This is a genomic window from Segatella bryantii, from assembly GCF_022024215.1.
Taxonomy (GTDB): Bacteria; Bacteroidota; Bacteroidia; order Bacteroidales; family Bacteroidaceae; genus Prevotella; species Prevotella bryantii.
Window position 1 is genome coordinate 230346 of record NZ_CP091797.1, and the last position, 13544, is coordinate 243889.

The following is a 13544-nucleotide window of genomic DNA, read 5'->3' on the forward strand; positions in this document are numbered from 1 at the left end:
AGTTATTTTCAAGGCAAAATGAGTGAAGAGATGAATTACACAGAAATTAAGCAGATTCGCAGCAAGGGAATCTATGCCTATTATTCTTGTCAAAGTGGCAAGGATACCTATATCTTAAAGGGACTTAAGTTAGAATATCAGTCTCGTAAGCAGTTTGCTCACCTTTTGCAGCGTGAGTACAAAAAGTGCTCTGCTTTGAATCATGAGGGTATTGTAAAATACATCGACTTGATCGAAACCGAGAATCAGGGTACGTGTATCGTATTAGAATATATCAATGGTCGTTCGTTAAAGGAGTATATTCAAGAGCGACACTCTGACGAAGAAAAGTTTGCAGTTTTACATCAGTTGGCTTCTGCTGTAGATTATCTGCATAAGAATAAGGTGGTTCATGGTAATCTGAAGCCATCTAATATTTTGATTACGAATCAAGGAGATCAGGTTAAACTTATTGATTTCCGTTTCCTCGATACGGATGAGAGTGCTGAACAGAGTGTTTCGTTGAAGTATCTTGCACCAGAGCTTCGAGATGGAACAATGACGGTAGATGGTTATGCTGATATCTATTCCATTGGTATGTTGCTTAAGGATATGAATTTAGGCAGTATGGCTACCAAGGTTATCGAGCGGTGTTGTTCTTTTGGCCGTTATGAGCGTTATGAGCAAGCAGAGGATGCAATTCAGGCACTCGAACATGGTGGTAATCATGGTGGTGAGCTTAATCTCAAGCTTGTGGGTGGCATCGTTGGTGCTGCTGTTATTGTGTTGGCCATCTTCTTAGCTGTAACTCAGTTTGGAGGTGACGTTACTGCTGCAGACGGTACAGCTCAGACAGATTCTACTGAGACTGTGGCTTCAGAGAATGGTGATGCCAGTGCTAATGGTAACGCTGCTTATGCTGATGCACGGGCGAGTGCTCCTGCTCAGACTCCTGCACCAGACCAAGCTGCAGCAACTGTGGAGAATCAACCAGCTGCCGCAACGGCCAGTGATGCTGTTAATCAGATTCAGGGTGCAGTTACTGCCGATCTCGATAAAATATTTGACCCTTATATTAATGGTGTAAAACAGGGTTATCCTGGTAAGCAGGTCGCTCGTTATTACAAAGGTATTCTTCGTGCTTATCAGTTGAAAGGCGCTGATCTTGAGGCTTTTGATAAATTCTTTGCTGATTATATTAATGGCAAGAAGGCTCAGCTCAAGAAGTAATAAGCCAAGAAGTAAATAAAACTAAAGGTAGATACAAGTTAAAGCGTCAGCTCTGTTGAAGATTAAAACGTAGCTGACGACGGTATTTTTAGAGTTTCAATAGACCGATATAATTTCATATTTTTGTCGATATGGAATTATATCGTTTTTTTATGACTTTACTCATGGGGGAATGCTGCTGGATAAGTTAGCCGCTGCTAAGCAGCTATCTGATGGTAAAGCTGCTATATCTGATAGTTAGTAGCTCTTGATAGTTAGCGTTATCTGATGGATAAGCAAGTGTACATGCGTAGGTATGCAAAAAAGTCTCCATCTTATATAGTTTAAGATGGAGACTTTTTAAGTTGATTCAGTCATCTTACACTTCTATTGAGAACTTGCCTACGAAGTGCAAGATGAGTAATATGCGTTAAGATAGATTATTCTTCAGTTTTCTTATTGTTGTACTGTTCCAGGATATTCTCCATAGAATCATCGATACGCATCTTGTAGAATGAACGCCATACGAAGACGATAGCGATAAGTACGAAGAGAATACCAAAATATGGTGCCAGCTCACGGAAAGATTCGCTAATAGCCATCTCCATAGCCAACAAACCGAAGAGGGTAGTAAACTTGATGATAGGGTTCAGCGATACAGAAGAAGTATCCTTAAATGGATCACCTACAGTATCACCTACTACAGAAGCATCGTGAAGGTCTGTGCCCTTCAAAGCAAGATCTACTTCCACCACCTTCTTAGCATTATCCCAGCTACCACCTGCATTAGCCATAAATACAGCCTGAAACAAACCAAAGAGGGCAATACTGATAAGATAACTAACGAATAATGATACCGCATTGTTACCACCGATACTTGCAGGAGAAGCTAAACAAGCAAAACCTAATGCAAAGAAGAAGATAGCGATAAAGATATTCCACATACCCTTCTGAGCATACTGTGTACATATCTTAACCACCTCAACACTACTCTTAGAGTCAGCCTTCTTAGGTGCGTTAGGATCGAGTTTGATGTGATCCTTGATAAAGGCAACGGCGCGGTTAGCACCTACAGTAACAGCCTGTGTACTTGCACCGGTAAACCAGTAAATAACACAACCACCCAACAAGAAACCAAGAATGGTATAAGGATTTAAAATATTCAGTACACTTGCTGGATCGATACCCAAAACGTTTTTGATAACCAAGATAATAGAGAAAATCATGGTTGTTGCACCTACTACGGCAGTACCGATCAATACCGGTTTAGCTGTAGCTTTGAAAGTGTTACCAGCACCATCGTTCTGCTCCAGATAATATTTACTCTTCTCCCAATCAGGAGTAAAACCATAATTCTGTTCGATTTCCTGATCCTTATTAGGCATATCCTCGATAAGGCTCAATTCGTATACACTCTGTGCATTATCAGTTACAGGGCCATAAGAGTCTACTGCGATAGTCACAGGACCCATACCGAGCATACCGAAAGCGATTAGGCCGAAAGCAAAGATAGCTGGGTAAGACATCAGGCTTTCTTCGATATTGATACTTGCAGCATAGCCCACGAACATAAGCAATACGAAGACTAAACCTGTCCAGAAGCCAGAGAAGTTACCCGTTACGAAACCTGAAAGGATATTCAGCGAAGCGCCACCATGATGAGAAGCCTTTACTACTTCGAGTACGTGGCCACTCTTTGGAGAAGTAAATACCTTGGTAATCTCTGGAATAACAGCTGCTCCCAGGGTACCCAAAGAAATGATAGTAGCGAAAATCCACCAAAGGTCATTACCCATACTTGCCAGCTGGAAGTATGATACGGCATAGGTAGCAATGATACTAAGGATAGAAGCAATCCAGATTAAGTTTGTCAGTGGAGCTTCAAAGTCGAGGTCTTCGTTACCGCCATATTTAGCATTGCTTACACCTTTATTAATATAGAAGGCAACAACAGATGTTACAGCCATCAGAATACGCATAGAGAAGATCCAGATAAGAAGCTGAGTCTGAGCGGCAGCATTTGGTACTGCGAGTAGTACAAATGAAACTAATGCAACACCTGTCACACCGTATGTCTCGAAACCATCAGCAGTAGGACCTACAGAGTCTCCTGCATTATCACCCGTACAGTCTGCGATAACACCAGGGTTACGTGGGTCATCCTCACCAATCTTGAAGATTACTTTCATCAAGTCTGAACCGATATCAGCAATTTTGGTAAAGATACCACCTGCGATACGAAGGGCTGAAGCACCCAAAGACTCACCAATGGCGAAACCTACGAAACAGCTACCAGCCAAGTTGGTAGGCATGAAAAGCAGGATGACGAGCATCAAGAAGAGCTCTACACATACCAACATCACACCGATACTCATACCAGCATTCAGAGGAATATTAAGCAGGTTGAGTGGATTTCGCTTCAGTGATGCAAAGGCCATACGTGCATTAGCATATGTGTTCATACGGATACCGTAAGCTGCTACACCGTATGAGCCACAGATACCGATAATGGTCCATAATAAAATAAGGAGGACACCGCCAGTAGTAGTGCCTTCTGAGAGAACACCGAAGTAAAGGGCTACGATAACACCGATGAAAATAAAAAGGGTTGCAAGAAACTTACCTTGCTGTTTCAGATAAGTAGAACATGTTTTATAGATTACTTCTCCGATGTCTTCCATACGCTCATGTACAGGAAGAGCCTTTGTTTTGGCGAAATAATAAATACCGAAGATAAACCCGAGGAGTGTTACCAAAAATCCCCAATGTAAAAATCCAAACTCGTGGATACTTTCAGGAATGACCAGATCAGCTTCGCTTGCCAAAAGTGGTGTTGCGCAGGTTGCGGTCAACATTAACATAAGTAATTTTTTCATATTGATATAAGTTAATTGTTACTGATTTCCATGATATGTCCATATTGATATACATTGTATTAATATAATGTGTATAGTCTTTGCTGAAACATATATTCAATAATATTTTTTATATAACGATTTTTATTTGTTGAAACATTTTGTTGTATGATATGCTGAAACTTGATATACATTTGCGAATAAACGCAAGAACAAAGATATAAAATATTCAAATAAGTTCCAAATATATTTTATCTTTTTGTCCTGTTTTGGGGTAACACTTGGTTTAAATGAGGAATGTTATAGGTGTTTTGATAACTGTACTTGTCAAATGCGAAGTCGTCGTTATACATTATTATATAATCTATTCATCTTTAGGGGTATATTTAGCATAACCAAAAGTCTTGTTTTTATTTAGTAAATTTCTTTCAAATAGTTTTTTGCTGTTGTATTTCATGAATAATGGTTGCATACCATACGGGTAACAATACTGCTTTTTATTGTTTAAGCCCCCATAAATGGGTAATCGTTCATAGCTTTAATCGATTTTTTATGTTAAATTACTTACAAATTATGATTTTTTTCAAGAATGATATGTTCGAAAAAATCATATTTTTTGAGTATTGTGTATTTATATCAAACGTGGTAATTTTGCACTCGCAAAAAATGCAACTTACTATTCAGATATAATCAGTTTATTAATATTTAAACAAAAAAAGATGAAAATTAAAAAAATTATGGCAATGCTGATTGCCGCTGTTGTTGTGTGTGTTGGTTTTACTTCATGTGGAGACGATGAGGATAACGAAGTGTTTCCTGCTGCAAAGACTATTGAGGGTAGCTATTCTGGGGAGGTAACTTTCTCTGTCATGGGATCGGAGTCAAAGGATAGTGGTACATACGAGATTAAGGCTGTTGATGACACACATATCAGTATGACGACTTCGTCTTCTGGTTCTGGTACGATGGCTTTACCTTCAATCACAGTCGATAACATTCCGGTTAGCGTTTCTAATACATCTGGCACCGAGGTGGTGTCTGCTTCTATACCAGAGGTGTCAGGCACTATCACGGTGAATGGTGAGGAGAAAGCATATACATTCAGTGATATCGTGATTGTGAATACAGGCAATAAGATTTCCATTGCATATAGCTTGCAGTATGGCAGGATGCCTATGGCAATAGTAACGTCATTTACAGGTGAGAAGTAACTCATGACTCAAAAGTTTCTCATGTCTATTGTTCTGCTTGCCAGTGTGGCTCCTACCATACAGGCGGCAGACATTGATCATAATACGCTAAAGGGTAATATCAAACACGACAAGGAAACAGCATTGTACGATTCCCTGACGCTCGATCAAGTGGTGGTTACAGCCACGCATACTCCGAAGGCTTTGAAAGATGTACCTGTTGTCACACGACTTATTTCGCTTGACGACATCAAGAAAACGGATGCTACTACTATTCAGGATTTGCTTGTGCAAGAACTTCCTGGACTTGAATTTGGCTTTTCCATGGGTCAGGAGACTTCCCTAAATATGAGCGGATTTGGTGGCAATGCCGTTCTCTTTCTTGTTGACGGCGAGCGTGTTGCAGGTGAAACGTTGGATAATACAGACTATAATCGTCTCAACCTTGACAATGCTGGAAGGATAGAGATAGTGAAGGGTGCTTCGTCGGCTCTATATGGTTCCAATGCTGTTGGTGGTGTTGTCAATATCATTACGAAGGAATCGACAGAGCCGTGGACTGTAAATGTGAATTCTCGATATAGTTCATTTGGTAATGAATGGAGAAACGGAGCTGGTTTCTCGTTTAATTCTGGTAAATGGAATTCGCAGACTAACTTCCAGCATACTAATATCGAATCTATAAAACTGTCATCGGGGCCAACTTCGGAGGAGAAGGCTCTTGCTGCATTGCTTGGGCAGACGATCGAGGAAGACAAGTCGAATGTTAAGAAATTATATGGACAGAAGTCATATCATGTCAAGGAACGTGTTATGTTCACGGCTTCCGATTTCCTACGTTTCATAGCGCGTGGCGGCTATTTCTACAGAGAAAGTCAGCGTGATACATATAACTATCATTTTAATGCTTATAGTGGTGGTCTGAAAGTCCTATACGACTGGAAGAATGGGCAGAATATAGAGCTTTCGTATGCCTATGATCAGTATGATAAGGCGAACTACACTCCTGCAGGAAAGCGTACCCATGACCACGACTATCGCAACACTCAGCATGTGGTTCATGCTATATATAATCACACGTTTGGTGAGCATGTTCTGACACTTGGTTCAGATCTTCTGCATGATTATCTTTCAACGTATCAGTTTTTGGACAATACTTCGCATGAGCAGAACAATATTGATGCTTATGCGCAGTTTGATTTCAATCCGAGTAAACGGTTTAACCTGGTGGGTAGTCTGAGATACGATTATTTCTCGGCATCGCGTGCAGATGCACTCACCGCACGACTTGCAGCTGTATGTAAACTTAATCGCGTTACGCTTCGGGCGAACTATGCAAGTGGATTCCGTGCCCCTTCACTCAAGGAGATGTATATGCACTTTGATATGGGCAACATGGGATATATAATTATGGGTAATCCTGATTTGAAGCCAGAGAAAAGCAACAACTTCAATGTTGCAGCGGAACTGAGCGGTATGGTCAGTAAAGGTGGGTTCCTTGATGGAAAATATAACATCACGCTCATGGGTTACTGCAATATCTTCGATAAGCGTATCACAACCGTTGGTCGCTATTGGGTGGTGGATGCCAGTTACAAAGAAGGTGGCTATCAGGTTCTTTCCGATGATAAGAGAATAAGTGAAGTAGGGGATGGATATGTCTTTACTGCAGATGATGGCACAAAATATGAGGCTCTGACGAGTTCGCTATATTGGAACGAGGAGGGAGTGAAGGTGTTTGGGCTCGATCTTAGCGCACAATATCGTTTTGACTTCGGGCTCGGTCTTCGCTATAATTACGCCTATATGCACGAGAGCGGCAATGTGATAGATTCCCAGTTCTCGCAACCTCGTACTCACTCTATGACATGGCGTATTGACTATGACCATCGTTTTTCACGCCGATATGCCCTGACCGCAGCTTTGTCGGGCCGATACTTAGGTAAACCGCAGTCAGGACGTCAGGATGTGGATCAAGGTTATACGCTTTGGAAACTGATGCTTCAGCAACATATTCGGAAAGGCATACACGTGAACTTCGCCATTGACAACATCCTGAACTATAAGCCAAAGGCATATTACTATTGTTCACCCATGACTACAGGTACGACATATAGTGTAGGCATATCGTTGAATTTCAATTGATTAACGATTTTTTTAATAATAATTTTGAATGATGAAGATTTCAAAACAAGCGAAACGTATCTGGAAATATGTGGGTTATGCGATACTGGCTCTTGTGGCTATCACTGCAATAACCGTGATATGGAATAAATGGTTCTCGCGTACACGTATTGCGTTCATCAATTATCAGGCTACTACGCTTGGAGAGATTAGCAAGGCAAATAACAATCCGTTTGTCGTAATAGAGGAATTGCCTCTTGAAAAACTCGATGATATAGACAACTATGACATGGTGTTTATGAATGCCATGGGTATTCGTCTTACCGATGAACAGCGAGACAAGATACAAATGGCTGGATGGACTGGCACGAATATCCTCACGACCATGTCGGTGAATCCAGATAATTATATTGTAAGCGTAGATGGCATTACTGCCGATACGCTCAACGCATATCTGCGTGGTTCTTCCCGCAGAAACTATCGCTCCATGCTCAATTATATCCGTCAGAATGTGGATGGCAAGATTATCTTCAAGGGTGAGGTAGAGAAAGTAGTGCCTGCTCCTGATGGTATGTTTGCACATCCTGACATCGATCATCCTGATGATGAGGATTTGTATTTCGACAAAATCAAGGATTACGAGGCTTATTTACAAAAGCATGGACTTATGAAAGCTGATGCTCCGAAGGTCATCGTTACGGGAATGATGGGTAATCCTAATGACCTCATAAGGGCTTTGGAGAAAAGCGGAAACACCGTGTATCACGTCAACAAGAGTTTTTCGGCATTTATTGATGCAAATCCGTCGTTTCACTTCAATGCTGTAGTCAATTTGGCTCATGGTCGTCTTGGGGATAAGGTTGTAGAGTGGCTCAGTGAGCAGAATATTCCCCTTTTCTCTACATTGAGCATCAACCGTCTCACTTCTGAATGGGAGGATGATAAGCAGGGGATGTCGGGAGGATTTCTGAGTCAGAGTATTGTGACACCGGAGATAGACGGTAGCATCCGTCCTTATGTTCTCTTTGCACAACGCATCAACAGTGAAGGCATACACGAGCAATATACCATTCCTGAGCGTCTGGAGAAATTTGTTACTACGGTAAAAAACTATATCTCGCTTCAGAAGAAGCAGAATAAGCATAAGCGAGTGGCTATCGTGTATTTCAAGGGCCCAGGCGAGCAATCGCTGACTGCTTCTGGTCTGGCGGTAGTGCCATCGCTCTACAACCTTCTTGTAAGGATGCGTAAGGAGGGATATAACGTAAGCGGACTGCCTGAGAATAGTGAGAAACTCTCGGAATTGCTTCAAAGAAAGGGATGTCCTATCTCGGATTTCACTATGCTCGATGCACATCCCGATACAGTGGTAAAGGTACAGTTTGGCAACATCGCCCTACTTCCCCAGCCACTTGCAGGTCATGGAGATAACACCTTCCAAATCGTTCATGGCACCGACAAAGACCCGGTGAAGGAGTTTCAGAATGCCTACTACTGGATTCAGAACACATTCAAGGCTGATGCCATGATACACTTCGGCACGCATGGCGGACTCGAATTTACACCTCGCAAGCAAGTGGCATTGTCATCAGCTGACTGGCCTGATAAGCTCGTAGGCACCATTCCGCATTTCTATATCTATACAATAGGTAATGTGGGTGAGGCACTCATTGCTAAGCGCAGAACGTATGCTGGCATTCAGAGCCATCTCACCGCTCCATTCCTTGAAAGTAACCTCCGAGCTCCTTACAAGGCTTTGAGTGATGCTATAAAGGTCTATAATAAAGCTCCAGGCAATGCTGCCTCTCTCGCCGTGAAGAAACTCGCTGTGGGCATGGGGATACATCGTGATCTTGGTCTTGATTCTGTGCTCACCAAAGCCTGGAATGAAACTGAGATTGCGAAGGTGGAAGAGTTTGAAGAGGAACTGGCCAATGAGAAAATCGTCGGACAACTCTACACGCTCGGTATACCATATGAAAAAGCAAGGATTGAATCTTCTGTGTATGCCATGACAACTGATCCTATTGCATACGGTATGTTGCGCCTCAATAAACTATTGAAACGTGCAAAGACAGATACGGAGAAACATAAAGCATTGTTCACAACGTTGTATATAAATCCAGCAAAGGCATTAGTAGCCAAACTTTTCAAAAGTAATGCACCTGTTACCGATGCTTTCATCTGTCAGACAGCGCATATTACTCAGGCTCAACTCAACAAGGCAAGGGAGATAGAGGCTTCTAAGCATAATTCGGAGGATATGATGAGTATGATGATGGGAGGAGGAGAAAGGCGTAAAAACTTTAAACACCCGACAACCAACCACCAGCACCCCAAAATGGATTCCCGTAAGGCCTTGCAAATGGCAAAGATGGCTGGCGCTTCTCCTGAGGCTCTCAAGAAAATGGCAGCAGCCATGGGGCTCGGAAGTAATGGTAGTGGTAAAGATAAGGTAAGCAATATGATGGCTCAGATGGCAGCTATGCGAAAAACCTATACGCGCGAGGAAACCTATTTGGCAGAGGCTATCATGGAAGTAGAACAGGCGCTGAAAAATGTAGCACATTATAAGCAGATGCTTATGGAAGCCCCACAGGCTGAACTTTCTTCTATGATCAATGCTCTGAATGGTGGTTATACCAGACCAAGCAGCGGAGGTGATGTGATAGCTAATCCACGCACTCTACCAACAGGGCGTAATCTTTATGGTGTGAATGCTGAGACTACACCTACCGAAAGTGCATGGGATAAGGGTAAGGCTTTGGCAGAGAGCACGATAAGGATGTATCAGGAACATCATCATGACTCTCTGCCTCGTAAGGTAAGTTTCACTTTCTGGTCGTCGGAGTTCATTGAGACCGGTGGAACCACAATAGCCCAGGTACTCTGGCTTCTCGGTGTAGAGCCTGTGCGTGATGTCTTTGGACGGGTGACAGATATTCGTCTTATTCCCATCAAGGAACTTGGTCGTCCGCGTATTGATGTGGTAGTGCAGACTTCCGGTCAGTTTCGCGACCTTGCTGCATCGCGTCTTTATCTCATAAACCGTGCCGTACAAATGGCTGCAGAAGCAGATGATGGAAAAGTGGCAAACCTGGTCAAGGAGGGTGTGAAGGAATCGGAACGCACACTAACCGAGTCGGGGGTATCGCCAAAGGATGCACGTGAGATGTCCACCTACCGTATCTTCGGTGCACTCAACGGAGGCTATGGCACAGGTATTCAGCAGATGGTGCAGCAGGGTGATAGCTGGAAGAGAGAGAACGAAATTGCGGATACCTATATCAACAACATGTCTGCATTCTATGGTTCTGAGCAATACTGGGAAAAAGCATCCAAGGTGGCCTTCAAGGCGGCTCTCACCCGTACCGATGCTGTGGTTCAGCCACGCCAGTCTAATTCTTGGGGTGCCCTGTCTCTTGATCATGTGTATGAGTTCATGGGAGGTATGAATCTAGCCGTGCGCCATGTTACGGGCAAGGATCCTGATGCCTACTTTGCAGACTATCGTAACCGCAACAACAACCGCATGCAGGAGCTAAGGGAGGCAATCGGCATTGAGAGTCGTTCCACAATCTTTAACCCTACTTATATCAGGGAAAAGATGAAGGGCGGAGCCAATGAAGCCGCAGAATTTGCAGAGGTGATTCAAAATACATACGGCTGGAATGTGATGAAGCCCAACGTCATAGATAACCAAATGTGGCAACAGATATATGATATCTATGTCAAGGACAAAATGAATCTCGGGGTGAACCAATTCATGCGTGAGAAAAATCCAGCGGCTATGGAGCAAATGGCTCATACTTTGGTGCAGACGATTCAGAAAGGATTATGGAAGACTTCGCCTGACAGACTCCGTGAACTTCAGAAATTGGAGAATGATCTCCATGTGGAAAGGAGTAAGGTAGAAAGTGGAAAAATGAAAGAAGAAAGAGGTACGGTTATGAAGAAAGAGACTCTTTCAGAGATGCCAGACACCACGCGCACCATTGTCACCACATCAGCTGTGCTCGCTATTGTCATCTTGGCGGGCGTATTGCTTGTATTCATCATTCGTAAGCGAAGAAAAGAAGAAGAGGAATGGAAGCCGTAATATTGGTATTGATGCTCGTTGTCATCTTTATGACCTGGGTGAAACTGACGTTCCTGAAAGCGTGGCAGGTAGCGGTAGTTGCCGTTATCTGTGCACTCTTCATCGGACTGACATGGAATTTTGCCATTGCGCGGAGCAGAAACGAGATAAGTGCGTGGTTGGGAAATCAGCAACTCATGCTTGATACTTCGGTTGTGCTCACGCTTGAGGTAATATGGCAAATGGCATACTGTATGCTTTCTGGCAAACTTATCTACGATGGCAAAGTTAGCCGGCGCACCGTGTGGGTGTATCGTATGCTGAGATTCTTTCCCGGCATCCTCATTCTCCCCGTGCTGTTCTATCTCCAGATACAGGTGATGTATTTCTTTTCGGGTATAGACTTTGCCCTTATATCGTGGAGCCTTGCCGTTCTGGTGCTGTTTACTATGATAGGAGGTACTTACGCTCTCCGATTATTGTTGCCACAAAAGGCACTCCGGCTTGAACTGCTCTTTCTATCCGCAGCCCTGGTACTTATCCTTGGCATAGTTAGTACAGTCAATGGCAGCACAAATTTCAAGGGATCAGACCCGATAGAATGGCGAGCCCTACTTACATTTATAGCAATCGCCGTCCTTTGTGGTGGAATTGGTTATTTTAGAAAAAAACAAAAAAAATGGAAATAATTTCAGACATACTTTACTGGATTAGCACAGGACTGCTTGTGCCAGTCATTGTCATTCTTATCATCGTCTTTATTCGTGCACTACTGCTTATTGGTAGTTTCTTTGGGCAGTATCTCACCATCAGAAAGACGTCGGCTCATGTGCGAAAGGCACTCACGGATGTGACAGCCGAGACACTTGATGATGTCATAGCAAAACTCCCAAAGACAGATAACGTGCTTGTCATTGCGTATATCAGGAAGATGATATCGTTACGCTACAATAAAGCAGAGGTCAAGAGACTGCTGGCAGAGTTTGAGATTGATGCCGACAAGGATCTTGGATTGAGCAAGATGCTTGTAAAACTAGGTCCTATGCTTGGCTTGATGGGCACTCTCATCCCTATGGGACCAGCTCTTGCCGGACTTGCTTCCGGCGATATAGAGTCAATGGCACGTAATATGCAAGTAGCGTTTGCCACCACTGTTACAGGACTCGTTGCCTCTGCTATCGGTTACGTTACGCAACAAGTCAAGCAGCGTTGGTATCTTCAAGACATCACTAATCTGGAGTATCTGTCAGAAGTAATCAGTAATTCTTAATAGATATGCGACGTTCTCTTTTACGAAATCATGAGGAAGATGATCCTATGTCAACGGTATCAAACCTCTTTGATGTAGCGATGGTGTTTGCTGTCGCACTTATGGTGGCACTTGTCAGTAGATTCAACATGACCGAAATGTTCTCCCAGGAAGATTTCAGTATGGTGAAAAATCCCGGCAAGGAGAATATGGAGATTATCACCAAGGAGGGCAAGAAGATAAACCGATATACCCCTTCAAAGAATCAGTCTTCAAAGAATCAAAACAAAGGAAAGAAGGTGGGTGTAGCCTATCAACTTGATAATGGTGAAATCATCTATGTTCCTGAATAGGTGTTTCCACATCCAGCGAGGCGAAGGCCTCGTTGATGATTAGATTAGTAAATAGTAAAAACAGGCAGTACCATCACAGAGGGTACTGCCTAATTTTACTATATAGGATTTAGAAATCTTGTAATCTGTTGTGTTTCTGTGGTTTCAAAATTTGTGTTTCTCAAACGTAACAAACCTGCACCAAAAATGTGTTAAATATATCCAAGCATCCGAAATGTGGTGCACGTACCACTGAAACATGGTGCAAAGTTACAAAAAATATCTGAGACTAATGCGATTTTCTATGATTATCTTTTTCACCGATGCAACCTGTCGGTTTTGGCATCAGGAAGTGGCACAAATGGGTGCTTCCAATACCTTCGTTTCCGATTGTAATATCCCCAATCGAAACAAACATCCCAAACGGTTTAAGAGTATGGAAAACGCCACAAAATCATACTCGGAAGTTAACTCTTCCAAAATTTCAATCATTTCTTTCAGCGTTTTTCGGGTCACCTGCATAACCGC

General features: G+C 42.8%; 8 protein-coding genes. 7 read left to right on the forward strand and 1 reads right to left on the reverse strand.

The features are described 5' to 3' along the window. The first annotated feature begins 30 nt into the window (after nucleotides 1–30). Nucleotides 31–1209, forward strand: a complete 1179-nt coding sequence (locus L6471_RS00760; RefSeq protein ID WP_237797025.1) for a serine/threonine protein kinase — start codon at nucleotides 31–33, stop codon at nucleotides 1207–1209. Between the two features lie 419 nt (nucleotides 1210–1628). On the opposite strand, the gene L6471_RS00765 is transcribed toward L6471_RS00760, so the two are convergent. Then, nucleotides 1629–4064, reverse strand: coding sequence for a sodium-translocating pyrophosphatase (locus L6471_RS00765; RefSeq protein WP_006281464.1), 2436 nt, complete (start codon nucleotides 4062–4064; stop codon nucleotides 1629–1631). 698 nt (nucleotides 4065–4762) lie between these two features. Here L6471_RS00765 and L6471_RS00770 point away from each other — a divergent pair. Genes L6471_RS00770 through L6471_RS00795 form a run of 6 tightly spaced genes read left to right on the forward strand, consistent with a single transcriptional unit; the run spans nucleotide 4763 to nucleotide 13037 of the window. Continuing rightward, nucleotides 4763–5254, forward strand: a complete 492-nt coding sequence (locus L6471_RS00770) for a calycin-like domain-containing protein (RefSeq protein WP_237797026.1) — start codon at nucleotides 4763–4765, stop codon at nucleotides 5252–5254. 3 nt (nucleotides 5255–5257) lie between these two features. Beyond that, on the forward strand, nucleotides 5258–7378 hold the full coding sequence (locus tag L6471_RS00775) for a TonB-dependent receptor plug domain-containing protein (RefSeq protein ID WP_237797027.1): 2121 nt from the start codon (nucleotides 5258–5260) through the stop codon (nucleotides 7376–7378). A 28-nt stretch (nucleotides 7379–7406) separates the two neighbouring features. After that, nucleotides 7407–11456, forward strand: coding sequence for a cobaltochelatase subunit CobN (locus L6471_RS00780; RefSeq protein ID WP_237797028.1), 4050 nt, complete (start codon nucleotides 7407–7409; stop codon nucleotides 11454–11456). A gap of 38 nt (nucleotides 11457–11494) precedes the next feature. Then, nucleotides 11495–12124, forward strand: a complete 630-nt coding sequence (locus tag L6471_RS00785; protein ID WP_237797029.1) for a hypothetical protein — start codon at nucleotides 11495–11497, stop codon at nucleotides 12122–12124. Beyond that, on the forward strand, nucleotides 12115–12705 hold the full coding sequence (locus L6471_RS00790) for a MotA/TolQ/ExbB proton channel family protein (RefSeq protein ID WP_237797030.1): 591 nt from the start codon (nucleotides 12115–12117) through the stop codon (nucleotides 12703–12705). Before L6471_RS00785 ends, L6471_RS00790 begins: the two co-directional genes overlap by 10 nt. A 5-nt stretch (nucleotides 12706–12710) precedes the next feature. Then, entirely contained in the window at nucleotides 12711–13037 is a 327-nt protein-coding gene (locus L6471_RS00795; RefSeq protein ID WP_237797031.1) for a DUF2149 domain-containing protein, read from the forward strand. Nucleotides 13038–13544 lie beyond the last annotated feature (507 nt).

Bases quoted from the DNA above. Each gene is read 5' to 3' on its own strand.
- L6471_RS00765 (WP_006281464.1), bottom strand. From the start codon at position 4,064: ATGAAAAAATTACTTATGTTAATGTTGACCGCAACCTGCGCAACACCA.
- L6471_RS00795 (WP_237797031.1), top strand. From the start codon at position 12,711: ATGCGACGTTCTCTTTTACGAAATCATGAGGAAGATGATCCTATGTCA.
- L6471_RS00775 (WP_237797027.1), top strand. From the start codon at position 5,258: ATGACTCAAAAGTTTCTCATGTCTATTGTTCTGCTTGCCAGTGTGGCT.
- L6471_RS00760 (WP_237797025.1), top strand. From the start codon at position 31: ATGAATTACACAGAAATTAAGCAGATTCGCAGCAAGGGAATCTATGCC.
- L6471_RS00770 (WP_237797026.1), top strand. From the start codon at position 4,763: ATGAAAATTAAAAAAATTATGGCAATGCTGATTGCCGCTGTTGTTGTG.
- L6471_RS00780 (WP_237797028.1), top strand. From the start codon at position 7,407: ATGATGAAGATTTCAAAACAAGCGAAACGTATCTGGAAATATGTGGGT.
- L6471_RS00790 (WP_237797030.1), top strand. From the start codon at position 12,115: ATGGAAATAATTTCAGACATACTTTACTGGATTAGCACAGGACTGCTT.